Raw genomic sequence first — 24,768 nt, 5'->3', positions numbered from 1 at the left:
AACGCTACTCCAGACGGGCGACGAACGCCGTCGCCCGTCCGGAGAGCGGGGTGCCTACGCGGCCCGGTAGGCCGTGCGCAGCTTGGCCACCGCGCCCGTCAGGTCCCCCTTGAGCAGCAGGTGGTCCGCCTCCGCGAAGGGCTTGGCCACCGCCTGGCCGAACTTCCCGTCGATCTTCTGCTGGACCAGCAGCCGGGCCTGGTCCACGATCGCCTTGCCCGCCGGGGTCTTCCCCAGCTTCGCCTTCTCGGCGACCTGGGCGGCGACGGCGAGCGCCGTGAGGGTCAGCTCACCGCCGGCCGGGGGCTTCTTCAGGGTGGTCAGACCCCAGCCGTACGGGAACTGGGGGTCGTACGTCGCGTCCCCGACGTTGATGGGCAGTTGCGTCTCCGACTTCGGCCAGGTCACCGGGAGCTGGCCGGTGAAGGCCCGCTTGCCGTAGAGCACATCGGCCACGCCGTCGCCCTCGGAGCCCGGCAGCCAGGAGGCGACCAGGGCGTTGATCTTCCCGAGCTGGTCGCCGATGAGCTGCGGGCGGCCCGAGACGATGAGGACGGCGCACTTCATGGCCGCGCAGACCTTGTCCACGGCTGCCTTGTCAGCGGCGGTGAGCTCCAGGTCGTGGCCGTTGCCTACGTCGCCGATGCCTTCGGCGTACGGGGTCTCGCCGACGACCACCACTCCTACGTCGTGGCCGTCCGTGGCCGCCGAGGCGTCCTTCGAGTACGTCACGGAGTCGGGGTTCTTCGCCGCCTTCTTCATCCCCTCCAGGATCGTCGTGCCCGGGGTGATCTTGCCGGAGGAACCCTGCCAGCTGATCGTCCAGCCGCCGGCCTGGTTGCCGATGTCGTCGGCGTTGGACCCGGCGACGTACACCTTCTGGTTCGGCTTGAGGGGCAGGACCGCCCCGTCGTTCTTCAGCAGGACCTGGGACTTCGCGACCGCCTCCCGCGCCACCGCGCGGTGCTCGGCCGAGCCGACCTTGTCGAGGTGGGTGGTGTCCGCGTACGGCTTCTCGAAGAGGCCGAGGCGGAACTTCTGGGTGAGGATGCGGGCGACCGCGTCGTCGATCCGGGCCTCGCTGATCCGGCCCGCGGTGACCTCGTCCTTCAGGGTCTTGGTGAAGTCCTGGTACGCGGTCGGGACCATGATCATGTCGAGTCCGGCGTTGACCGACGTACGGACGTCGCTCGGGTAGTCGCCGGGGATCTGGTCGATGGCCTGCCAGTCGCTGATGACGAAGCCCTCGAAGCCCATCCGGTCCTTGAGGACGCCGTTGATCATCTCGGCGTTGGCATGCATCTTCACCGGGCCCTGGTCGTCGCCCAGGATGTCGAGGGAGGAGTACGAGGGCATGATCGTGCCGACGCCCCGCTTCACCGACTCCTCGAACGGCGACAGGTGCACCGCCTCCAGCTCTTGGCGGGTGACCTTGGTGATGCCCTGGTCGGTCGTGTACGAGCCGGTGGTGGAGGAGCCGAATTCGGTGCCGCCGTCGCCGACGAAGTGCTTGGCGCTGCCGAGCACCTTGTCGTTGCGGTGCAGGTCCTTGCCGGACGGGCTGCCCTGCATACCCTGGATGACTGTCTCCATGGCCTCGACCAGGGCCGGGTCCTCGCCGAACGCCTCATACGACCGGCCCCAGCGTTCGTCGCGGGTGACGCAGACGCACGGCGCGAAGTCCCACGGGACGCCGGTGGAGCGGACTTCCTTGGCGGTGATCGCGCCGGTCTTCTCGGCGCTCTTCGGGTCGCGGCCCGCGCCGATGCCGATGTTGTGCGGCATGATCGTCGCGCCGACGACGTTGTTGTGGCCGTGCACCGCGTCCACGCCGTAGATCAGCGGGATCTGGAAGCGGGTGGCCTGGGCGCGCAGCTGGTAGGCGTCGACCATCTTGGCCCAGGCGGCCGCCGTGTTCGGGGTGGGGACCGAGCCGCCGCCGGAGAGCAGCGAGCCGAGGTCGTAGGAGGCGATGTCACCGGGGGCGCGGAGCGCGTTGCGCTCGGCCTGGGTCATCTGGCCGGCCTTCTCGGCGAGCGAGAGGCGTCCCAGCAGATCGGCGACCCGCTGCTTCACCGGCAACTTGGCGTTCTGGTACGGGAGTCCGTGGGCGTCGATGACGACCTGCGGGTTCTCCCGGGGGGCCTTCGCGCCGGTGACGGTCAGCTCCAGCGGGATCGTCTTCGCCTCGGCGGGCTTCGACGCCTTCGCGGTGCGGACGGTGACCTTGTGGGTGGTGCCGGACGCGGTGCCCGCCGGGAAGGTGTGGCTGCCGGCGACCGGGGTGTAGTCCTTGCCGGCCTCCGCCGTGCCGCCCTTGGTGGCGTACGCGACGGTGACCGGCTCCTCGGTGGGGACGGAGCCGGTGGTGGCGACGGACAGCGTCAGCTCCGCGCTGGCACCGTTCTTCACCGGGCGTACGGCCGTGTCGGTGACGACGCTCGCGGTGAGCGCCGGCTCCGCCTTGCCGTACAACTCGACCGCGTCCAGGGCGAATTCGCCGGGCGCTCCGCCGGGGAGGGTGAGGGCGTAGCCCCACATCTCATTGAGGCCGAGGACCTGGTCGATGCCGCCGACGGGCTGGTAGTCGGCCCGGTAGACGAAGTCCGCGAAGGGGATCTCGACGAGGTGCCAGCCCTCCCAGTCGTCGGTGAAGGAGGTCGTCCACAGCTCGGACGCGCCGCCGTTCGCGCCGCCGTCCTTGATCTCGAAGTTGACGCGCTTGCCCGAACCGGGCGGCAGGGGTGCGGTGTTCTGGCCGTACCACCAGAAGCGGATGCCCTTGTGGGCGGTCCAGTTCTGCGGCGGGGTGTCGACGGCGAACTCGTGGCTGAACCCGCCGTACGCGCTGATGTCGTAGGAGCCTTCGAGGACCTGCTCGCCCTCGGGGGCGTCGGCGCGTTCGGCGAGCTTCAGTTGCGGGTGGTCGTCCGCGTCGCCGCCCCAGGTGAAGATGGCGTCGGCGGGCGGGTTGTTGCCGAGCGGCACCTCGCCCTCGAAGCGGTCGATGAGGACGGGGGCGGGTTCGTCGGCGGCTGCCGCGGGGCCGGTGGCCGATCCGGCGAGCAGGGTGGCCAGGACGGCCGCGGCGGCGAAGGCGGCCGTCGCGGGTCTGCTTCTGCCCTTGCGGGGGCGGGTGTACGGAATGCGGGGCATTTTTGGGAGCGCTCTCTTTCGGGGGTTCGAGGTGCCGAACGTCGTGACGGATCAGAGGTGTTGGCGCGTTACGCGGAGTCGGCTTCGCGGGTGAGGCGGATCGTGTCGCGGTACCACTTGGCGCTGTCCTTGAGCGTGCGGGTCTGGGTGTCGTAGTCGACGCGGACGATGCCGAACCGCTTGGCGTAGCCGTACGCCCACTCGAAGTTGTCCATCAGCGACCAGGCGAAGTAGCCCCGGACGTCGGCCCCTTGGGCGCGGGCGGCGACGACCGCGTCGATGTGGTCGGCGAGGTAGGCCGTGCGGTCGGCGTCGGAGACCGAGCCGTCGGCGGCAACGGTGTCGTCGAAGGCCGCGCCGTTCTCCGTGATGACGGTCGGCAGCCCGTAGTCGCGCTCCAACCGCACCAGCAGGTCGGTGAGTTCGGCCGGGGTGATCTCCCAGTCCATCGCGGTGCGCGGCAGGTCGCGGTCCACGGCCCGGACGACCGGCAGGCCCTCGGCGTCGAGCGGTGAGCCGTCCTCGGTGACGCCGGAGAACTGCATGCCCCGGTAGAAGTTGACGCCGAGCACGTCGAGCGGGGTGGCGATGGCGGCCAGGTCGCCTTCCCTGACCGGGAGTTCGATGTGCTGGGCGGCCAGGTCCGCGACGATGTCCTCGGGGTAGCGGCCGTGGACGAGCGGGTCGAGGTAGAGCCGGGTGCCCGTGCCGTCGGCGCGGCGGCACGCCTCGCGGTCGGCCTCGCTGTCGGTCTCGGGGGTCGCGGTGCCGAGGTTGAGGGTGATGCCCAGCTCCAGCGGGTTCGCCCCGGCCGCGTCCCGCAGCGCGCGGGCGGCGAGGCCGTGGCCCAGGAGCAGGTGGTGGACGGCGGCCATGGCGTCGCCCGGGTCGCGGCGGCCGGGGGCGTGCAGCCCGTAGGCGTAACCGAGCATCGCCGAGCACCAGGGCTCGTTCAGCGTGGTCCAGTGCTCGACCCGGTCGCCGAGGGCCTCGTACGCGAGGGAGGCGTACTCCGCGAAGCGCAGGGCGGTGTCGCGCTCGGGCCAGCCGCCCGCGTCCTCCAGCTCCTGCGGCAGGTCCCAGTGGTACAGGGTGATCCAGGGGGTGACGCCGCGCCCCCGGAGCTCGTCGATCAGCCGCTTGTAGAAGTCCAGCCCCTTCTGGTTGGCGGGACCCCGGCCGCCCGGCTGGATGCGGGGCCAGGCGAGCGAGAAGCGGTACGTGTCGACGCCGAGGCCCGCGATCAGCTCCACGTCCTCGGGCATCCGGTGGTAGTGGTCGCAGGCCGTGTCGCCGTGCTCGCCGCCCTCCACCGCCCCGGGCACCCGGCAGAAGGTGTCCCAGATGGACGGGGTGCGGCCGTCCTCGGCGGCGGCCCCCTCGATCTGGTACGAGGAGGTGGCGACGCCCCAGCGGAAATCGGCCGGGAGTCCGCGTACCGGGGCCGGAGAGAGGAGTCGCTGAGGTGGGGTGGCGAGGTTCATCGGTCTCCGTACGTAGGAGGGGAGGGACCTGTTCAGGCGTGCAGATGGCAGGCGACCGCCCGGCCCGGTCCGTCGGCGGGCGGGGCGAGCGGCGGGATCTGCCCGGCGCACGGCGCGAAGGCCTTGCCGCAGCGCGGGTGGAAGGCGCAGCCGGTGGGCATCGCGGAGAGGTGCGGCGGGGAGCCCGGGATGCCGGTCAGCTCGCGGCGCGGGCCGTGGAGCGCGGGGAAGGAGTGCAGGAGCCCGTCGCTGTAGGGGTGGCGGGGGTCGCGGTAGATCTCCGCCGCACCCGCCTGCTCCACGATGCGGCCCCCGTACATGATCGCGATCCGGTCCGAGAATTCGATCAGGAGGGAGATGTCGTGGGTGATGAACACGACCGAGAAGTTCAGCTGTTCCCTCAACTGGACCAGCCGTCGCAGGATCTGGCGCTGCATCACCACGTCGAGCGCGGTGGTCGGCTCGTCCATGACGACGATCTCGGGTTCCAGGGCGAGCGCCATGGCGATCATCACGCGCTGCCGCATCCCGCCGGAGAGCTGGTGCGGGTAGGCGGCGAGCCGGTCGGCGGAGATGCCGACGAGATCCAGCAACTCCTCCGCCCGGTCCGTGCGTTGGCGCTTCTTCAGCTCGGGGCGGTGGGCGGCGAGGACGTCGGTGAGCTGGCTGTGGACGGTGTGCACGGGGTTGAGGGAGTTCATCGCTCCCTGGAAGACGATGGACAGCTCCTGCCAGCGGAAGGCGCGCAGCTGCTGCGGGGCGAGGGAGAGGATGTCGACGCGGTCGCCGCCGGGGCGGTGGTAGTGGACCTCTCCCCCGGTGATGACGCCGGGCGGGGAGAGCAGCCGGGTCACGGCGTAGGCGAGCGTCGACTTGCCCGAGCCCGACTCCCCTGCCAGGCCGAGGACTTCGCCCCGGTTCAGGGTGAGGTCGATGTCGCGCAGGGCGTGGACGGCGCCCGCGTCGGTGCCGTAGTCGACGTTGAGTCCGCTGATGGTCAGGACCGGATCGGCGCTCATGTGCGCGGCTCCTTGCTGCTGTGCTCGCGGGGTCCGTCGCCGGTGGACTTCCGGGCGACCGGGGTGAAGCCGACGCGCATCTTCACCTTCCGGGAGGAGCCGGTGGCGGTGCGCAGGCGGGGGTTGACGAACTCGTCGATGCCGAAGTTGATGAGGGCGAGCGCGGTGCCGAGCAGGGCGATGCACAGGCCGGCCGGGACGAACCACCACCAGGCTCCCTGGGCGAGGGCCTGGTTGGACTGGGCCCAGAAGAGGACGGTGCCCCAGTTCCAGTGGGAGATGTCGGCGACGCCGATGAAGGCGAGGGTGATCTCGGTGAGGACGGCGAAGATGACCGTGCCGACGAAGCCGGAGGCGATGACGGCGGTGAGGTTCGGCAGGATCTCGAAGAGGATGATGCGCGGGGTCGACTCGCCGGTGGCGCGGGCGGCCTCCACGTAGTCGCGGCGGCGCAGCGACAGGGTCTGGGCGCGCAGGATCCTCGATCCCCAGGCCCAGGAGGTCAGGGCGATGGCGACGGCGATGACGAGGTCGCCGGTGTCGGGGACGAAGCTGGCGACGATGATGATCAGCGGGAGTCCGGGCAGCACCAGGAAGATGTTGGAGAGCGCGGAGAGGATCTCGTCGACCGCTCCGCCGAGGAATCCGGCGCTGACCCCGATCAGGACGGACAGGGCGGTGGCGATGGCGGCGGCGAGCAGTCCGACGACGAGGACGCCCCGGGTGCCGACGAGGATCTGTGAGAAGACGTCCTGCCCGGTGTGCGTGGTGCCGAACCAGTGGTCGCCGGAGGGCGGTTGGAGCAGCTGGTCGCTCATGGCGTCGGGGTCGTACGGGGCGAGCCAGGGTCCGGCGACGGCCAGCAGGACGAAGAACGCCAGGATGATCAGGCCGGTGCGGGTCTTCCCGCCGCGCAGGAACCGGAGCCGGGCCCGTCGCGTGGGGGCCGTGGGCGGGGGCGCGCCGTCGAGGACGACGACGTCGGTGGCGGTGATGGACATGCCCTATGCCTCCTTCCGGGTACGGGGGTCGAGGGCGGCGTAGACGAGGTCGGCGAGCAGGTTCGCGGCGAGGACCGAGAGCGTGATGATGAGGAAGACGCCCTGCATCAGGGGGTAGTCCTTGGCGCCGACCGCCTGGAGCAGCTGGAAGCCGATGCCCGGGTAGGTGAAGACCATCTCGACGAGCAGCGTGCCGCCGACGATGAAGCCGAGCGAGAGCGCGAAGCCGGAGATGTTGGGGAGGACCGCGTTGCGGGCCGCGTAGCCGAACATCACGCGCCGCTCGGACAGCCCCTTGGCCTGGGCGACCATCACGTAGTCCTCGGAGGAGACGGTGACCATCATGTTCCGCATGCCGAGGATCCAGCCGGCGACCGCGCTGAGCACGATCGTCACGCCGGGCAGGACCGCGTGGTAGAGGGCGCTGGAGATGAACGGCCAGTCGAAGGCCGGGACCAGGGCGTTGTCGTAGCCACCGGAGTTGGGGAAGAGCGCCCACTTCTCGGCGAACACGGCGATGGCGACGAGGCCCAGCCAGAAGTACGGGATGGAGGAGATGAAGGTGGTGACCGGGAGCAGCCCGTCCAGCCAGCAGCCGCGCTTCCAGCCGCTGTAGACGCCGATGCCGGTGCCGAGGACGAAGCTGATGAGCGTGGTCGTGCCGACCAGGGCCAGGGTCCAGGGCAGGGACTGGCCGATGACCTCGCTGACCGGGGTGGGGAAGAAGGTGAAGGAGAGGCCCAGGTCGCCGTCGAGGAGGTGGGCCCAGTAGTCGGTGTACTGCTGCCACATCGACTGCTGTTCGTCGAGTCCGAACAGGGCTTTGAGCGAGTCGATGGCCTTGGTGTCGAGCTGCCCCTGGTAGCGGCTGAGGAGGGCCTGGATGGGGTCGCCCGGCATGAGGCGGGGGATGAGGAAGTTGATGGTGATCGCGGCCCACGCGGTGACGGCGTAGAAGGCGAGGCGCTGGAGGAGGTACTTCACCGGGTGGCCTCCTTCACGGCCGCGCGGTCCGCCGCCGGTGCCGTGCCGTTCGCGGCCGCCCCGTCGTACAGCCAGCAGGCCGCCCACTGCCCGTCCGGCAGGTCGAAGCGCGGCGGGAGTTCGGTGCGGCAGCGCTCCATCGCCTGCGGGCAGCGGGGGTGGAAGCGGCAGCCGGCGGGCGGGGTGATCAGCGAGGGCGGTTCACCCGTGCCGGTCTCCTCCTGCTCCTCGTCGGCGACGATCCGGTCCGGGTCCGGCGCGGAGGCGATCAGGAGCTGGGTGTAGGGGTGGGCGGGGTGCTGGGTGACGCGCTCGCTGTCGCCGCCCTCGACGATCCGGCCCGCGTACATGACGAGGGTGGTGTCGGCGAAGTAGCGGGCGGAGGCGATGTCGTGGGTGATGTAGAGGATCGCCAGGTGCAGGCGTTCCTTGAGGTCGCGCAGGAGGTTGAGGACGCCGAGCCGGATCGATACGTCGAGCATCGAGACGGGTTCGTCGGCGAGGAGGACCTGCGGGTCGGCGCCGAGCGCCCGGGCGATGGCGACGCGCTGGCGCTGCCCGCCCGACAGCTCGTGCGGGAACCTGTCCAGGAACTGCTGCGGCGGGGTCAGCTGGACCCGGTTCAGCAGGGCGGCCAGGTTCTCCTCCAGCTCCGCCTCCCCGCTGCCCGCCCGGCCGTGGATCTTCAGGGCGCGGGTCAGGTGGTAGCGCACGGTGTGCACGGGGTTCAGCGAGGCGAAGGGGTCCTGGAAGATCAGCTGGACCCGGCGTACGTAACGGCGGAAGGACCGGCCGCGACCGGCGGTCACCGGCTCGCCGCCCAGCCGTATCTCGCCCGAGGTGAGCGGATACAGCTGGGCCAGCAGGCGGGCGACGGTGGACTTGCCCGAGCCGGACTCCCCCACCAGAGCCGTGACGGTGCCGCGTCTCAGCCGGAGCGAGACGTCGTCGACGGCGTGGACGCTGCGGCGCTCGCGGGCGAACAGGTCGCGGGCGGTGCGGCGCAGGGGAAAGTGTTTGGTGACTCCGCGGGCTTCCAGCACCACGTCGGTGCCGGTGGGCGCGGGCCCGGAGCCGGTCCGCGGGGTCGCGGAGCCGGTCCGTGCGTGCTCGGGCTGATCGCTGGTCATGGCCGGTTTCCCGTCTTCTTCCCGTCCGGTCTTTCCCCGTGCCTACTTGGAAGAGGGCTTGAGGTTGAGCACGATCTCCAGCGCGGTCCGCTGGGTGTGCTGCGGCGGGGCGTAGGGGTTGGCCTCGGAGGGCCAGCCGATCCAGTTCTTCGTGGAGAACTCGGCCCCGATGGGCGCGGCGGCCGTCGGGATCATGGGGGCCTGCTCGACGAAGATCTTCTGGAGGGTGTTGAGGGCCTTGGTGCGGGCGGCGTCGTTGGTGGCGTTCGCGTACTCCTTGAGCGCGGCGGTCGCCTCGGCGTTCTTGAAGCGGCCGAAGTTGCCCGCCTGGGAGCTCTTGCCGATGGGCTGGGCGATCGCCCCGTCCATGATGTTCTGGTACATGTCGTAGGGGGTGGCGCCGCTGTTGGTCCAGTGCAGGGTGGCGTCGAAGTTGCCGTTGGCCACGTCGGTGCCCCAGGCCTCGGCGGTCTGGGTCTTGACCTTGGCCTCGATGCCGATCTCCTTGATGTTGTCCTTGATGATCGCGAGCCCGGTGATGTAGTCGTTCCACCCGGCCGGGTCGGTGAGGGTGAGCTTCACCGGCTTGCCGCTCGGGTCCTTGAGCACTCCGCCGCTGAGCTTGAACCCGGCGTCGGCGAGCACCTTCTTGGCGCCGGCGACATCGGGCTTGGTGGTGGCGTTCTCGTACTCGGGGGCGAGGAAGGGCTCACCGGCGGGGAGCGGGATGCCGGTGGGGTTCGTGATCTCCGGGTAGAGCGTGGCCTGCGCCTGGATGTGGATGGCCTTGCGGTCGACGACCATCGCCATCGCCTTGCGCAGGGCCGGGTTGTCGAAGGGCTTGCGCGTGGTGTTGAACCACAGTCCGTGGATGCCGAGGCCGGAGGGGAACCAGAGCTGGTGGTTCTTGGGGTCCTTGTCGATGAACAGCTGCTTGTGGTTCGGCATGAAGACGAAGGACCACTCCATCTTGCCGGTGGCCAGGGCGGTGGTGGCGGCGCTGTTGTCGTTGTACGCGGTGTAGCGCAGCTCCTTGACCTTCGTGTCTCCGTTCCAGTAGGTGGGCGTGGCGGTCAGGGTGGTGGTCTGCGGGGTGAACGTCTTGAGCTTGTACGGTCCGGAGCCGACCGGGTTGCGGTTGGGCCAGGTCTCCGGGTTGTCGACCTTCTCCCAGATGTGCTTGGGCACGATGAAGGTCTGAATGATCTTGTTCTGGTTGACGAACTGGCTCTCCTCGAAGGTCAGGACGACCTGCTTGCCCTTGACGGCGACCCCGTCGAAGGGCACCCCGTCGCCGTTGAGGGCGGGGTGCTTCTTCAGCAGGTTGAAGGTGAACTCCACGTCGGCGGCGGTCAGGGGCTTGCCGTCGGCCCACTTGGCCCGGTCGTCCAGGGTGAAGGTGACCTTGGTGAAGTTGTCCTCCCAGGCCCACTCGGTGGCGAGCCAGGGGTCGGCCTTCTCGGTGGGCCGGATCATGTTCGTCATCGCGAGCGGCTCGTAGATCATGTGCCGGTAGCCGAGGACCGCTCCGGCCGAGGTCGTCAGGAACGGGTTGCTGTTGTTCGTCTGCGGCCCGTCCGGCTTGCCGAGGGTCAGTACACCGGCGGCCCCGCCGCCCTTGTTGGCGCCCGAGTTGGCGTTCGAGCAACCGGCGGCGAGCGCCACCACGACGGTGGCTGCGGCGACCGCTCTGAGGGTGGTGCGACGGCGTACGGACATGGCGACTCCAGGAAGGGGCTGCCGGGTGTGAGAGATCCCGGCGGGCGGAAGGTGCGAGGCGGGGCGCGGCCGGGCGGCCGGGTCCGTTACGGCGCCGAGTGGCGCACGACCAGTTCGGTGGGCAGCACGGCCGGTCCGTCGGGTACGGGCGTGCCGCCGAGGTGGGAGAGCAGCATCCGGGCCGCCGTCTCGCCCATGCGGCGGGTGGGCTGGCGCACGGTGGTCAGCGGTGGTTCGGTGTGTTCGGCCATCGGGATGTCGTCGAAGCCGACGACGGCGATGTCGTCCGGGACCCGGCGTCCGGCGGCCCGCAGGGCGCGGAGCACGCCCGCGGCGCTGATGTCGTTGTGCGCGAAGACCGAGTCGAACGTGACGTCCCGCGCGAGGAGTTCCTCGACGGCGAGCCGGCCGCCGCGTTCGGTGAAGTCCCCCTCGACGACCAGATCGGTGGGCAGGACGGAGCGGAAGCCGTTCAGCCGGTCCCGTACGCAGCCGAAGTGCTGGGGGCCGGTCAGGACCAGGGGCCGGGTGCGTCCGGCGGCGAGCAGGTGGCGGGCCGCGGACGCGCCTCCCTCGTGGTTGGTGGTCACGACGGAGGGAAATTCGGGGTGGTGGCCGCGGTCGTCGATGAGCACGATCGGCAGGCCGTCGCGGTGCAGTTCGGTGAGATGGCCGAGGGTGTTCTCGGGTTCCACGACGACGAGCCCGTCGAAGGCGCGCGCGGACACCTGGCTGGTGAAGCGCTGGACGGACTCGGCCCCGCGGTTGCAGGTGAACAGCAGCAGCCCGTAGTCGGCGGCCTCGACGGTGTCGACGACGCCCTGGAGCAGTTCGCCCATCCACGGCCAGGTCAGCGAGGGCACGAGCATGCCGACCGTACGGCTGGAGCCGCGGGCGAGACCGACGGCGCCGGAGCTGGGTACGTAGCCGAGCTGTGCGATCACTTCACGAACACGGGCGGCCGTGGCACGGTCCACCTCGCCCTTGGTGTTGATGACCCGGGACACGGTCGTCTTGCTGACGCCGGCCTCACGGGCGACATCGGCGATGGTGACGCGCATCCGGTCCTCCAGGGGGCCAGGCGGGGCGGAAGAGGGCAGGCGGGGGCAGGGCGCGGGCATGCGGGGAGGTGCTTCGGTACCGGTTCCGGAACCGGTACCGGCGTTGCGGCGTGAGTTAACCGCGCCGACACAGGGCCGTCAATACTTCACGTCGAGATTGGGCGGGTCTCATCTGCGGGGCGGGCATGCGGGGTTGTGCGTTCATTTATTGAATGCCCGGGGAACGTACGAGAGCCGCCGCCCGGCGAGGGGCGGCGGCTCGGTGACGAAGGTGACGAGACGACGAAGGGGCCGTGGCGGGCTACTCCGTGGGCTCCACGCCCGCGCGCAGCAGTCCGTAGGTGTACGCGTCCTCCAGGGCCTGCCAGGAGGCGGCGATGACGTTCTCGGCGACCCCCACGGTCGCCCAGTCGCCGGTGCCGTCGCCCGTGGTGATGAGGACGCGGGTGGTGGACTCGGTGCCGGTGCGGCCCTCCAGGATGCGGACCTTGTAGTCGATCAGCTCCAGCTTGGCGAGCTGCGGGTAGATCCGTTCCAGGGCGACACGCAGCGCCCGGTCCAGGGCGTTGACCGGGCCGTTGCCCTCAGCAGTCGCGACGATGCGCTCGCCCTTGGCCCAGAGCTTGACCGTGGCCTCGTTGGCGTGGGTGCCGTCGGGGCGGTCCTCGACGATCGCCCGCCAGGACTCGGTGCGGAAGTAGCGGCGGGCCCGGCTCTCGACCTCGCCGCGCAGCAGGAGTTCGAAGGAGGCGTCGGCGGCCTCGTAGGTGTAGCCCTGGAGTTCGCGCTCCTTGACCCGCTCGACGACCCGGCCGACCAGGGCACGGTCGTCGCCGAGGTCGACGCCGAGCTCCTTGCCCTTCAGCTCGATGGAGGCGCGGCCCGCCATGTCGGAGACCAGCATCCGCATGGTGTTGCCGACCAGCTCCGGGTCGATGTGCTGGTAGAGGTCCGGGTCGACCTTGATCGCGGAGGCGTGCAGCCCGGCCTTGTGGGCGAAGGCCGAGACGCCCACGTACGGCTGGTGGGTGGAGGGGGTGAGGTTGACGACCTCGGCGATGGCGTGCGAGATCCGGGTCATCTCGGCGAGGGCGCCCTCGGGGAGCACCTTCATGCCGTACTTGAGTTCCAGGGCGGCGACGACGGGGAAGAGGTTGGCGTTGCCGACCCGTTCGCCGTAGCCGTTGGCCGTGCACTGGACGTGGGTGGCACCCGCGTCGACGGCGGCCAGGGTGTTGGCGACGGCGCAGCCGGTGTCGTCCTGGGCGTGGATGCCGAGCCGGGCGCCGGTGTCGGCGATGACGGTGGCTACGACGGCCTGGACCTGGGCGGGGAGCATGCCGCCGTTGGTGTCGCAGAGGATGACGACCTCGGCGCCCGCCTCGTGGGCGGTGCGGACGACGGACTTGGCGTACTCGGCGTCGGCCCGGTAGCCGTCGAAGAAGTGCTCGCAGTCCACGAAGACCCGGCGGCCCTGTTCGCGCAGGTGGGAGACGGTGTCCCGGACCATCTCCAGGTTCTCCTCCAGGGTGGTGCGCAGGGCCAGTTCCACATGGCGGTCGTGGGACTTGGCCACCAGGGTGATCACCGGGGCCCCGGAGTTCAGGAGCGCTTTGACCTGCGGGTCGTCGGCCGCGCTGCCACCGGCTCTGCGGGTCGCGCCGAACGCCACGAGCTGGGCGTTCTCGAACGTGATCTCCTTCTGGGCGCGGGCGAAGAACTCCGTGTCGCGGGGGTTGGCCCCCGGCCAGCCGCCCTCGATGTACCCCACACCGAAGGTGTCCAGATGACGGGCGATGGTCAGCTTGTCGGCGACCGTCAGGTTGATGCCCTCACGCTGAGCACCGTCGCGCAGTGTGGTGTCGAAGACATGGAAACTGTCGTCGGTGGCGTTGGCCTTGGTGGTCATGCTGATCTGGCTCCTGTCGGATGAGTGGATCCGGACGATCGGGTTCCACTTGCCCCCATCATCCCGCTTGCCTCGTTCCGACCCGGGTGCGGGCCGGAAAACGAAAAAACCCCTCGCGGGTGCGAGAGGTCTGCGCGCGGGTCTGGGGCACGGTGGCCGTGCCGTACGGGGTGGTACGGGACGGTCACTGCGGACCGGCGCGCCTGCTGCCAATAATCATGACGAACGAGGACACGGCAGCAGTCTCGCACAGCACGGGCCGCCTGACGCCGGTGTCTCAGGATGCGGTCGTGACGCCGGTCGCATCTTCACGCGGCGCCCGGGGTCAGCGTCTCGTCCAGGAACTCCGCCGCCTGGGCGAGCACCTGCTCGCGGCCCGCCCCCGGGATCCCGACGGTGACGTGGATGCTGAACCCGTCCAGGAGCGCCCGCAGCCGGGCGGCGGACCGGTCGGCGTCCACCGGCCGGAACTCACCGCGCGAGATCCCCTCGGCGAGCAGCGCCACCAGGTCGCGGTGCCAGGCGCCCTCGATGGCGGCCTGCCGGGCGCGGGCGTCGTCGTCGGCGTTCTGCGAGCGGCCCCACACCTCCAGCCAGAGCGTCCAGTGGGGGTCGCGGTGCCCGGCGGGGAGGTAGAGGCCGATGTACGCCTCCAGCCGTTCGCGGGCGCTTCCCGGCCGGGCGAGCAGGGCGCGGCGCTCGGCCCCGAGGCGGCTCTCGCTCCACTCCAGGGTCCGGAGCAGCAGTTCGTCCTTGGTGCGGAAGTAGTAGAGCAGGTGCCCGCTGCTCATCCCGACGTCCCGCCCGAGCCCGGCCATGGTCAGCCCGTCGAGCCCGCGCTCGGCGATGGTGGCCATGGCGGCGGCGAGGACGTCCTCGCGGGGCGGGGCGGCGTGGTGGGTGCGACGGGGTGCGGGGGTCATGGGCGCGGGCTCTCGGCTTTCGGCTTTCGGCTTCTGAGGACCGGGATGCGTCAGATCTTCGGCTGCTGCTGGGTGATGCAGTGGATGCCTCCACCGCCGGCGAAGATCGTACGGGCGTCGACGAGGGTCACCGTACGGTCCGGGAAGAGGTCCCGGAAGATCGCGGCGGCCTCCTCGTCGCGCGGGTCGTCGAAGGCGCAGAGGACCACGCCGTCGTTGCAGAGGTAGTGGTTGATGTAGGAGTAGTCGACCCATTCGCCGTCCTCGTCGCGCAGCACGGTGGGCGCGGGCACCTCGACGACCTCCAGGGCGCGGCCCCTGGCGTCCGTGGCGGCGCGCAGGACGGCCAGGAGTTCGCGGGAGACCTCGTGGTCGGGGTGGGCCGGGTCGGGCTGGACGTGGACGAGGACGGTGCCCGGGCGGGCGAAGGCGGCGACGATGTCGACATGGCCGAGCGTGCCGTACGTCCCGTAGTCGCCGGTCAGCCCGCGCGGCAGCCAGATCGCCTTCTCGGTGCCGAGGTGGGCGTGGATCTCCGCCTCCACCTGCTCACGGCTCCAGCCGGGGTTGCGCTCCTTGCCGAGCTGGACGGTCTCGGTGAGCAGGACGGTGCCCTCGCCGTCCACGTGGATCGCTCCGCCCTCGTTGACGAGCGACGAGCTGTGGGCGGGTACGCCGGTGAGCTCGGCGACGGCCCGGGCGATGTGCTGGTCGTTCTCCCAGCGGGCCCAGCCCTGGGCGCCCCAGCCGTTGAACGTCCAGTCGACGGCGGCGAGCGTGCGGCCGTCGGTGACGAAGGTGGGGCCGATGTCCCGCATCCAGGCGTCGTCGAGCGGCCGCACGACCAGCTCGACGTCGGGCCCGAGCAGCGCCGCCGCCCCCTCCTCCTGGCCCGGCCCGACCACCATCGTGACCGGCTCGAAGCGGCGTACGGCCAGGGCGACGGCGGCCCAGGCGCGGCGGGCCTCCGCCAGCTCGGCGGCGGAGGCGAAGGTGGGGTTGGGCCCCGGCCAGGCCATCCAGGTGCGCTCGTGCGGAGCCCACTCGGGGGGCATGCGGAAGGGGGCGGGGGTGGTGGGCATGAGGGCTCCTGGGACGACTGCTTTAGAACACCACTCTAACCATGTTGGCACGCCATACAACAGGAACTTCGGCCCATTCTTTGAGCAGCGTTCAATGCCTCGGGTACGGAAAAGGCCGCACCGGCAGCGGAGCCGGTGCGGCCTTCTCGAGGGGCCCGGGTGGGACTAGCCGAGCGGGTGCATCCAGCCGTGGGTGTCCTCGACGACACCGCGCTGGATGTCGAGGAGGCGCTCCCGCAGCTTCATGGTGACCTCGCCGGGCTCACCGCCGCTCTGGGTCCACTCGCCGCCCTCGGACTTCACCAGGCCGACGGGGGTGATGACGGCGGCGGTACCGCAGGCGAAGACCTCCAGGAGAGTGCCGTTCGCGGAGTCGTCGCGCCACTGGTCGATGGAGACCCGGCCCTCCTCGGAGCCGTAACCGAGGTCCTGGGCGACCTTGAGGAGGGAGTCGCGGGTGACGCCGGCGAGCAGGGAGCCGGTGAGGGACGGGGTGACGATCTTCTTCGAGCCGTCCTCCTGGGCGTACACGAAGTAGAGGTTCATGCCGCCGAGCTCCTCGACCCACTTGTGCTCGACCGCGTCGAGGTACGCGACCTGGGCGCAGCCGTGCTCGGCGGCCTCGGCCTGGGCGAGGAGGGAGGCGGCGTAGTTGCCGCCGGTCTTGGCGTCGCCCATGCCACCGGGGACGGCGCGGACGCGGTTCTCGGAGAGCCAGATGGAGACCGGCTTCACGCCGCCGGGGAAGTAGGCGCCGGCGGGCGAGGCGATGACCAGGAAGAGGTACTCGTTGGCCGGCTTCACACCGAGGCCGACCTCGGTGGCGATCATGAACGGGCGCAGGTAAAGGGACTCCTCGCCGCCGTGGGCCGGGACCCACGCCTTGTCCTGCTGGACCAGCGCGTCGCACGCCGCGATGAACGTCTCGACGGGCAGCTCGGGCATGGCGAGCCGGGCGGCCGAGCGCTGGAAGCGGCGGGCGTTGGCGTCGGGGCGGAAGGAGGCGACCGTTCCGTCGGGCTGGCGGTAGGCCTTGAGCCCTTCGAAGATCTCCTGCGCGTAGTGCAGGGTCATGTTGGCCGGGTCCAGCGACAGCGGGCCGTAGGGGACCAGCTGGGCGTCGTGCCAGCCGCGGCCCTCGGTCCAGCGGATGGTCACCATGTGGTCGGTGAAGTGCCGGCCGAATCCGGGGCTGGCCAGGATCGCCGCGCGCTCCGCGTCGGACAGCGGGTTCGAGGAGGGCTTGAGCTCGATCGTGGGCGTCGTCATGAGTGCGTGTCCTTCACCGGTCTTGTGTGTGATGGACCGCGCTCACGCCACCTCGGCCCGACGTTTTCCGGTCAGGTCCTAGGACGTCCGAGCTTCACCGCGAGCCACGGCCCCGCGTTCGATTATCACTTGCGGGGGGCCGTGCACGAAATGGTGTGAATGCGGTCCAGAGGTCGATGGTGGCACCCGGGGGCCGCACAGGAGAAGCCGCCGGGCGCTGATGCGACCCGGCGGCTTCGAAGTGGAGTCGTCGGGTCAGCTCGCTACGCGTACCGCGAGGGCGTCGCCGATCTCGTCGGTCGTACGCGCAGTGACCCCGTCGCGCTCCGCGAGATCGGCGGAGACGGCGTCCTCGATGCGCGCGGCCTCGGTGTCGTAGCCGAGGTGACGGAGCAGGAGGGCGACGGAGAGGATCGTGGCGGTCGGGTCGGCCTTGCCCTGCCCGGCGATGTCGGGGGCGGAGCCGTGGACCGGCTCGAACATCGACGGGAACGCGCCCGTCGGGTTGATGTTGCCGGAGGCGGCCAGGCCGATTCCGCCGGTGACGGCGGCGGCCAGGTCGGTGAGGATGTCGCCGAAGAGGTTGTCGGTGACGATGACGTCGAAGCGCTCCGGCTGGGTGACGAAGAAGATCGTCGCGGCGTCGACGTGCAGGTAGTCGGTGCTGACCTGCGGGTATTCGGCGGCGACCCGGTCGAAGGTGTTCTTCCACAGGTGGCCGGCGTAGACGAGGACGTTGTTCTTGTGGACCAGCGTCAGCTTCTTGCGGGGCCGGGCGGCCGCGCGCTCGAAGGCGTCCCGGACCACGCGCTCGACGCCGTAGGCCGTGTTGACGCTGACCTCGGTGGCGACCTCGGCGGGGGTGCCGGTGCGCAGCGAGCCGCCGTTGCCGGTGTACGGGCCCTCGGTGCCCTCGCGGACGACGACGAAGTCGATGTCGGGGCGGCCGGCGAGCGGGGTCGCGGTGTTCGGGAAGAGCTTGGAGGGGCGCAGGTTGATGAAGTGGTCGCAGGCGAAACGCAGCTTCAGCAGCAGCCCGCGCTCCAGGACGCCCGACGGCACGGACGGGTCGCCGATCGCGCCGAGGAGGATGGCGTCGTGGTTCTTGAGGGCTTCCAGCTCCGCGTCCGGGAGGGTGTCGCCGGTGCGGTGCCAGCGCTGGGCGCCGAGGTCGTACTCCTTGGTCTCCAGCTTCACATCCTGCGGGAGGACAGCGTTGAGGACCTTGAGGCCCTGGGCCACGACTTCCTGGCCGATTCCGTCACCGGGGATCACTGCGAGATCGATGCTGCGAGACATGCCGGGAGCCTAACGGTGCGTCCCACCCCATGACATCCGACGTCCACCATATGGACGGACGCAAGGATGTTCGGGGTGGAGTGGGTGGTGCGGCGGAAGGGGCGGATACGGCTGCGGGGACGCCGGCTCAGTGGCCGGTCTCGCCGCCGTTGTCGCGGCGGTCCAGGGCGCGCTGGAGAGCGGCGGCGGCGTTGCGGCGCTCGGCCTCGGCCTGGCGGGAGGTGTGACGGACGCGGCGGACAGTGGTCTCGGCCATGATGGATCGACTCCTTGAGATTCCTGAGATCGCGTGGCACCGGCGCGGGCAGCACAGCGCCGCGCGGTGGTGGGGAACGGGATCGGATTTCGAGGTGCCGGAAGGGGCGGGGAGCGTACGCGGCAGGGGTTACCTGCTTCGGGCGTGCGCCACCATCCGCCGGTCGCTCGATCGAGCGATGCGTTCGGCTTCTACCAAGTTAGGACAGTCGGGCCGTCCTGTCTCCACAGTTAGTCGGACTTCCTACTATCTGAGACGGCTTATTGGATCGATGCAGGTCACAGCCCTGGAGGCAGTCCGTCCGCGAGCGGCCCCGTCAGCTCCGAGCGGCCCGGCGGCTCAGAGGAGGTCGCCGTTCCGCCAGTCGAAGGCCAGCGCGTGGGCGGGCTCGGGCAGCGGGTGTCCGGCGGCCGGGCGGACGTAGGTGCTGCCCTCCTCCTCCGGGAGCGGGAGCGGGCCGTCCGGGCCGAGGGCGGTGAGCCGGCCCGGCCAGACCTGCCAGCCGCGCGCGGCGTACAGGGCCGCGCCCGCGTCGGAGGCGGAGAGGGCCCCGAAGTCGTGGGCCGCGTCGATGACGTGCTCCAGGGCGGCCATGATCCGGTGGCCGAGGCCGCCCCGCCGGTGGTCGGCGTGGACGGCGACGCCTTCGACGTAACCGGCGCGGTAGGAGCGGTCCGCGTGCAGGACCCGGCGCTGGACGACGGAGCCGTGGGCGATCAGGAGGCCGTCCGCGTCCCGGATCAGGGCGTGTACGCCACCGAGGGCGTGCTCCCAGTCCTCGTCGGCGAAGTCGCCCTCGAAGGCGGTGTCGAGCAGTTCGCGGATCTCCGCACGCTCGGCGGCGGTCAGCTCGAAGGTGGGGGCGGTACGCACGGCGGGCTCGGTCATGGGGCCCATCCTCGCGCCCGGGCTGCGGCGGGCGCACATGGATAACCCGCCCGGACCGGGGGCACGGCGGTCCGGGCGGGTATCGGTTCACTGCGGTACGGGAGCGCCGGCGGCTCGGCCGGCCGTCACGCCGTACGGGGCGTGGCTCGGCCGGTCTTCACCGTCGTACGGGAGCGCCGGTGGCTCAGTACACCGTCACGCCGTACGCGGAGAGCGCCTCGGTGACCGGCTGGTGGATGGCCGAGCCCGCGGTGCCCGAGCAGCCGGAGCTGCCGGAGTGGATGCCGAGGGCGACGGATCCGGCGAAGTGGGCGCCGCCGCTGTCTCCGCCGGCCGAGCAGGCGGTGGTGCGGACCATGTTGTAGACAGGCCCGTCGCTGTAGTTGACGGTGACGTTGACGGCGGTGACCGTGCCGGAGGTCACCTTGGTCGTGGAGCCGCTCTTCTGGATCGCCTGGCCCACGACGGCGTTGGCCGCGGAGGTGATGTCGCGGGTGGAGCCGTTGTAGAGGTCGACGGTTCCGGCGGGCGAGGAGCCGTCGGTGTAGCGGACGATGCCGTAGTCGTTGGTCGGGAAGCTGCTGCCCTCCCGGACCCCGATGACCGAACCGCCGGAGCTGGCCGACCAGTTGGCGGAGATGTTGGTGCAGTGCCCGGCGGTCACGAAGTAACGGGCCCCGCCCTTGGTGACGTTGAAGGCGGCCGAGCAGCGGCTGCCGCCGCCGTAGATCGCGCCGCCGCCCAGCACCTCGCGGCGGAACTCACCGGGGACGCGCTGGATGTCGACCGCACCGCCGAGCCGTTCGGCGACGGCTTCGAGGCGGGCCATGTCCCGGGCGGAGACGGAGGAGTCGGCCTCGACGGCGACCTTGTTGGTGCGCGGGTCGATGCCCCAGGAGGTGCCGGTGATCTTCGCCTCGGCCTCCAGGGTCTCCATGGCGGCGTCGAGCTGGGCGGCGCTGCGGGCCACCCGGCGGACGGTGGCGCCGGTGGCGCGGGCCTGCTCCTCGGCCCGGTCGGTGGTGACGGTGACGACCAGCTTTCCGGTCTTCGCGTCGAGGTAGGTTCCTGCGGTGGCGGCGCCGAGCGCGCGGTCGACCTTGGCGTCGAGGGCGTACGCGGACGGGGCGGGGATCGCCGAGGGGGCGGCGGCGGGGGCGTCCGCGGCAGTGGAGGGGGCGGCTCCGAGGCCGAGGGCGCCGGCGACGAGCAGCAGGGAAACGCCGAGGCGCGCGCGGGAGTTGCGTCTCATGGGGGAACTCCTTCTCGGGTGACGTGTGGGGACGTACCGAGAAGGAATTTGACATGCTCATTACCTAAACCACAAGACCGCGTGACCCGGGGGCCGTTGGGCCTCCGCACGAGCGAGCCCGCATGCCCCCGCACATGGAAACCGCCCCCCGGCCGGCAGGGGGGCCGGTCGGGGGGCGGTGCTCAGGGGGGCCTCCGTGCCGGAGGCCCCGGTCCGGGGCGTCGTGCTGCGGCGCCCCGGGAGGGCGTCAGCCCTGGTGGGGGTAGGTGTAGTCGGTCGGCGGGACCAGCGTCTCCTTGATGGCCCGGGTCAGGGTCCAGCGCTGGAGGTTCTGCGGGGCGCCCGCCTTGTCGTTGGTGCCGGAGGCACGGCCGCCGCCGAAGGGCTGCTGGCCGACGACGGCGCCGGTCGACTTGTCGTTGATGTAGAAGTTGCCCGCGGCGTAGCGGAGCTTGTCCATCGTGTACGCGGCGGCCGCGCGGTCGCCCGCGATGACCGAGCCGGTCAGCGCGTAGTCGGAGACCGACTCCATCTGCGCGAGCATGGCGTCGTAGTTCTCGTCCTCGTAGACGTGGATCGCGAGGATCGGGCCGAAGTACTCGGTCGTGAAGACCTCGTTCTCGGGGTCGGTGCACACGATGACGGTCGGGCGGACGAAGTAGCCCACCGAGTCGTCGTAGGTGCCGCCCGCGATGACCGTGCAGGTCGGGTCGGACTTGGCGCGGTCGATCGCGGCCTTGTTCTTGGCGAACGAGCGGTCGTCGATGACGGCCCCGATGAAGTTGCTCAGGTCGGTGACGTCACCCATCGTGATGCCGTCGACCTCGGCCGCGAACTCCTCCTTGAAGCCGGAGTTCCAGATGGAGGCCGGGACGTACGCCCGCGAGGACGCGGAGCACTTCTGGCCCTGGAACTCGAACGAACCACGGGTCAGCGCGGTCTTCAGGATGGCGCGGTCGGCGCTGGGGTGCGCGACGACGAAGTCCTTGCCGCCGGTCTCGCCGACGAGCCGGGGGTAGGTGCGGTAGTTGGCGATGTTGTTGCCGACCGTCTTCCACAGGTGCTGGAAGGTGGGGGTCGAGCCGGTGAAGTGGATACCGGCCAGGTCGCGGTGGTTCAGCGCCACCTCGGAGACGGCGATGCCGTCACCGGTGACCAGGTTGATGACGCCCTTGGGCAGCCCGGCCTCCTCCAGGAGCTGCATCAGCAGCACGGCGGCGTGGGTCTGCGTCGGGGACGGCTTCCACACCACGACGTTGCCCATGAGGGCGGGGGCGGTGGGGAGGTTGCCCGCGATGGCCGTGAAGTTGAACGGCGTGATCGCGTAGACGAAGCCCTCCAGCGGGCGGTGGTCCATGCGGTTCCACACGCCCGGCGAGTTGGCCGGGGGCTGCTCGGCGAGGATCTGGCGCGCGTAGTGCACGTTGAAACGCCAGAAGTCGATGAGCTCGCAGGGGGTGTCGATCTCGGCCTGCTGGGCGGTCTTGGACTGGCCGAGCATCGTGGAGGCGGCCAGCGTCTCGCGCCAGGGGCCCGAGAGCAGCTCGGCGGCGCGCAGGATGATCGCGGCGCGGTCGTCGAAGGACATCGCGCGCCAGGCCGGAGCGGCGGCGAGGGCCGCGTCGATGGCGTCCTGGGCGTCCTGCTCGGTGGCCCCGGCGAAGGTGCCGATGACGGCCTTGTGGTTGTGCGGCTGTACGACGTTGACCCGCTCGCCGCCGCCCATCCGCTTCTCGCCGCCGATGGTCATCGGCAGGTCGATCGGGTTGTCGGCGAGCTCCTTGAGCTTCACCTCCAGGCGGGCTCGCTCCGGGGAGCCGGGCGCGTAGGAGTGGACCGGCTCGTTGACCGGCGCGGGGACCTGGGTGACGGCGTCCATGAGTGCCTTGTCTCCTTGATGTCGGCGGGGGTGTGGGTCAGCCCGGGGGCCGCTCAGCCCTTGGTGAGGATCGAGCGGCCGAAGAACAGCAGGTTGGCCGGCTTCTCCGCGAGGCGGCGCATGAAGTATCCGTACCAGTCGGTGCCGTACGCCGTGTAGACGCGCATCCGGTGGCCCTCGGCCGCGAGCCGGACGTGCTCGTCGCTGCGGATGCCGTACAGCATCTGGAACTCGTACTCGTCCAGTTTGCGCCCGGCCTGGCGGCCCAGCTCCTGGGCGATGGCGATGAGACGGGGATCGTGCGACCCGATCATCGGGTAGCCCTCGCCCTCCATCAGGATCCGGGTGATGCGGACGTACGCCTTGTCGATCTCGGCCTTGTCCTGGTACGCGACGGAGGCGGGCTCCTTGTAGGCGCCCTTCACGATGCGCACGCGGCTGCCGGCCTCGGCCAGGCGGCGGGCGTCGTCCTCGGTGCGGAAGAGGTAGGACTGGATGACACAGCCGGTCTGCGGGAAGTCCTTCCGCAGCTCCTCGTGGATGGCGAACATCGAGTCGAGGGTGGTGTGGTCCTCGGCGTCCAGGGTGACCGTGGTGCCGATGGCGGCGGCCGCCTCGACGACCGGGCGGACGTTGGCGAGGGCCAGCTCGTGGCCGTTCTCCAGCGCCTGGCCGAACATCGACAGCTTGACGGACATCTCGGCGCGCGGGCCCAGGTCCAGGACCTTCAGGCGCTCGATGAGCTCCAGGTAGGCGTCGCGGGCGGCCTCGGCCTGCGCGGGGGTGGTGATGTCCTCGCCGACGACGTCGAGCGTGACTTCCAGGCCCTTGTCCGCGGCGTCCTCGACGATCGGGACGACCTGGTCGACGGTCTCGCCGGCGATGAAGCGGTCGACGACCTGCTTGGTGCCGGGCGCGGCCGAGATGAACCGGCGCATCTTGTCGCTGCGCGATGCGGCGAGAATCACGGGACCCAGCACGGGGCACCTCCACGAATGTACGGACGAGGGGCCGTAACGGTACGAACATGAACGAACCGGTACGGCACGGATAACCACTGTGAAATCTAGGTACCCCGTGCGGGCTGTGCCATCGACACCTGTCACGCATCCGCGGCCGCCATCTCAGACATCTGTATGAGGAAGGCCGCGAAGGGGTGCAGAATGGCCGGGTGACAGGCGATTACCAGGAACTGGTCGACGAGATCTCCTCCCTCCTCGACGCCCCGGCCACCCTGGAGAACCGCGACTTCGGCCTGGTCGCCTTCGGAGCCCACGACAGCGACGACGACACGGCCATGGACCCGGTCCGCACCCGCTCGATCCTGACCCGCCGCTCCACGCCCGCCGTCCGCGCCTGGTTCGAGGGGTTCGGCATCACCCGGGCCACCGGGCCCGTCCGCATCCCCGCCGCACCCGAGGCCGGGGTGTTCCGGGATCGCATCTGCCTTCCGGTACGCCATCGGGGTGTCGTCCTCGGTTACGTCTGGCTGCTCGACGCGGACCCGGGCCCGACCGAGGAGCAGCTGGCCGCCGCCATGGAGGTGGCCGCCCGGATCGGGGCGCTGCTCTTCGACGAGGCGCGGGCGGGCGCGGACCTCTCGCGGGAGTTCGGCGCGGTGCTCACGGCGGGCCCCGGCCGGCAGCACGACACCGCCGTCGCCGCGCTGGGCGAGGCCCTGGGCCGGGACGCGGAGGGGCTGCACACGGTGGTGTGCGTGACGCCGTGGGCCGACGACACCCCGTCGGTACGGGGCGTGGCGTCGGCGGCCGCGCTGGCGACGGTCCCCGCGCCGGGGGGAGCCGGGCCCCTGTCGCTGGCCGCGCTCGTCCGGCTGCGCTCGCCGGACCGCCTGGACCCGGCCCTGAGCGCCGCGGACCGGCTGCGCACCGGCGCGGACCCGGCCGTCACCGGGGGGATCGCCACGCCGCGCCGGGGCCTGGACACATTGCCGGTCTCCTGGCGCGAGGCGACGGCGGCGGCCCGCGCGGCCCGGGCCGAACCCCGTCTCGGCCCGGTCGCCCGGTGGTCGTCGATCGGCCCGTACCGCCTGCTGACGGCGCTCCCGGGCACCGGCACGGACCCCGGGGACCCGGCCATCGCCTCCCTGCTGACCCCGTTGCACCGGGAGCTGGCACACACGACGGAGGTGTTCCTGGACTGCGCGGGCCAGGCGAGCCGGACGGCCGCCGCCCTGGGCATCCACCGCCAGACGCTGTACTACCGGCTCTCCCGGATCCAGCAGATCACCGGCCTCGACCTGAACGACGGGGAGGACCGGCTGCTGCTGCACATGGCGGTGAAGCGGGCGCGGCTCTAGGTCCTGTCGTCAAACTGCCGTCGTCGCCCGAAGGGCGGCCGCGCGGCGTCTGGTGCGTGCGATCGCAAGGCGCCGGAATGGTCTTGTAGCGGAGCTACCAGGGCATTTCGGTAACGCAGCGAGCGTGCGTGCCAGGC

General features: G+C 70.9%; 19 protein-coding genes. 1 reads left to right on the top strand and 18 read right to left on the bottom strand.

The annotated features are described in order from the left end of the window. Positions 1-54: 54 nt before the first annotated feature. From IE140_RS34735 to IE140_RS34655, 18 genes are all read right to left on the bottom strand, one after another. A complete protein-coding gene (locus tag IE140_RS34735) occupies positions 55-3,156 on the bottom strand; it encodes a glycoside hydrolase family 3 N-terminal domain-containing protein (RefSeq protein ID WP_150193725.1) in 3,102 nt (1,033 codons plus the stop codon). A 68-nt stretch (positions 3,157-3,224) separates the two neighbouring features. Then, complete coding sequence (locus tag IE140_RS34730; RefSeq protein WP_150193724.1) at positions 3,225-4,640, bottom strand: GH1 family beta-glucosidase; 1,416 nt, start codon at positions 4,638-4,640, stop codon at positions 3,225-3,227. Positions 4,641-4,672: 32 nt separating this feature from the next. Beyond that, positions 4,673-5,659, bottom strand: a complete 987-nt coding sequence (locus IE140_RS34725) for an ABC transporter ATP-binding protein (protein WP_150193723.1) — start codon at positions 5,657-5,659, stop codon at positions 4,673-4,675. Further along, complete coding sequence (locus tag IE140_RS34720; RefSeq protein WP_150193722.1) at positions 5,656-6,660, bottom strand: ABC transporter permease; 1,005 nt, start codon at positions 6,658-6,660, stop codon at positions 5,656-5,658. The genes IE140_RS34725 and IE140_RS34720 overlap by 4 nt, the downstream gene beginning before the upstream one ends. A gap of 3 nt (positions 6,661-6,663) precedes the next feature. After that, the gene (locus IE140_RS34715; RefSeq protein ID WP_150193721.1) at positions 6,664-7,644 is read right to left on the bottom strand and encodes an ABC transporter permease; all 981 of its coding nucleotides are present in this window, start codon (positions 7,642-7,644) and stop codon (positions 6,664-6,666) included. Beyond that, entirely contained in the window at positions 7,641-8,774 is a 1,134-nt protein-coding gene (locus tag IE140_RS34710; RefSeq protein ID WP_032780540.1) for an ABC transporter ATP-binding protein, read from the bottom strand. The genes IE140_RS34715 and IE140_RS34710 overlap by 4 nt, the downstream gene beginning before the upstream one ends. Positions 8,775-8,816: 42 nt before the next feature. Then, positions 8,817-10,493: an ABC transporter substrate-binding protein gene (locus IE140_RS34705; protein WP_150193720.1), complete on the bottom strand. Its 1,677-nt coding sequence runs from the start codon at positions 10,491-10,493 to the stop codon at positions 8,817-8,819. An 86-nt stretch (positions 10,494-10,579) separates the two neighbouring features. After that, positions 10,580-11,554 (bottom strand): LacI family DNA-binding transcriptional regulator, encoded by a 975-nt coding sequence (locus tag IE140_RS34700; RefSeq protein ID WP_100561670.1) that lies wholly within the window; start codon positions 11,552-11,554, stop codon positions 10,580-10,582. A gap of 301 nt (positions 11,555-11,855) precedes the next feature. Then, positions 11,856-13,463 (bottom strand): citramalate synthase, encoded by a 1,608-nt coding sequence (cimA, locus tag IE140_RS34695; RefSeq protein WP_150193719.1) that lies wholly within the window; start codon positions 13,461-13,463, stop codon positions 11,856-11,858. Between the two features lie 308 nt (positions 13,464-13,771). Beyond that, the gene (locus tag IE140_RS34690) at positions 13,772-14,386 is read right to left on the bottom strand and encodes a TetR/AcrR family transcriptional regulator (protein ID WP_150193718.1); all 615 of its coding nucleotides are present in this window, start codon (positions 14,384-14,386) and stop codon (positions 13,772-13,774) included. Positions 14,387-14,436: 50 nt separating this feature from the next. Then, positions 14,437-15,468, bottom strand: coding sequence for an agmatine deiminase family protein (locus tag IE140_RS34685; RefSeq protein WP_189461033.1), 1,032 nt, complete (start codon positions 15,466-15,468; stop codon positions 14,437-14,439). A 165-nt stretch (positions 15,469-15,633) separates the two neighbouring features. Further along, positions 15,634-16,737, bottom strand: a complete 1,104-nt coding sequence (locus tag IE140_RS34680) for a branched-chain amino acid aminotransferase (RefSeq protein ID WP_030714822.1) — start codon at positions 16,735-16,737, stop codon at positions 15,634-15,636. Between the two features lie 255 nt (positions 16,738-16,992). After that, positions 16,993-18,036: a 3-isopropylmalate dehydrogenase gene (locus tag IE140_RS34675; RefSeq protein ID WP_150198421.1), complete on the bottom strand. Its 1,044-nt coding sequence runs from the start codon at positions 18,034-18,036 to the stop codon at positions 16,993-16,995. 127 nt (positions 18,037-18,163) lie between these two features. Then, on the bottom strand, positions 18,164-18,292 hold the full coding sequence (locus IE140_RS36485; protein ID WP_010056400.1) for a hypothetical protein: 129 nt from the start codon (positions 18,290-18,292) through the stop codon (positions 18,164-18,166). A gap of 339 nt (positions 18,293-18,631) precedes the next feature. Next, positions 18,632-19,180, bottom strand: a complete 549-nt coding sequence (locus IE140_RS34670; protein WP_150198424.1) for a GNAT family N-acetyltransferase — start codon at positions 19,178-19,180, stop codon at positions 18,632-18,634. Positions 19,181-19,364: 184 nt separating this feature from the next. Next, on the bottom strand, positions 19,365-20,432 hold the full coding sequence (locus IE140_RS34665; RefSeq protein WP_189461030.1) for a S1 family peptidase: 1,068 nt from the start codon (positions 20,430-20,432) through the stop codon (positions 19,365-19,367). A gap of 247 nt (positions 20,433-20,679) precedes the next feature. Next, on the bottom strand, positions 20,680-22,311 hold the full coding sequence (pruA, locus tag IE140_RS34660; protein WP_032783883.1) for an L-glutamate gamma-semialdehyde dehydrogenase: 1,632 nt from the start codon (positions 22,309-22,311) through the stop codon (positions 20,680-20,682). Between the two features lie 53 nt (positions 22,312-22,364). Continuing rightward, a complete protein-coding gene (locus IE140_RS34655) occupies positions 22,365-23,291 on the bottom strand; it encodes a proline dehydrogenase family protein (protein WP_088572859.1) in 927 nt (308 codons plus the stop codon). A 191-nt stretch (positions 23,292-23,482) separates the two neighbouring features. On the opposite strand from IE140_RS34655, the gene IE140_RS34650 reads away from it, so the two are divergent. Further along, entirely contained in the window at positions 23,483-24,631 is a 1,149-nt protein-coding gene (locus IE140_RS34650; protein WP_150197010.1) for a PucR family transcriptional regulator, read from the top strand. Positions 24,632-24,768: the final 137 nt, after the last annotated feature.

The organism is Streptomyces parvus, from assembly GCF_014648875.1.
GTDB classification, from domain to species: Bacteria; Actinomycetota; Actinomycetes; order Streptomycetales; family Streptomycetaceae; genus Streptomyces; species Streptomyces parvus.
Note: the sequence above shows the minus strand (reverse complement) of the source record. Positions and strands in the feature narration are given on the sequence as shown.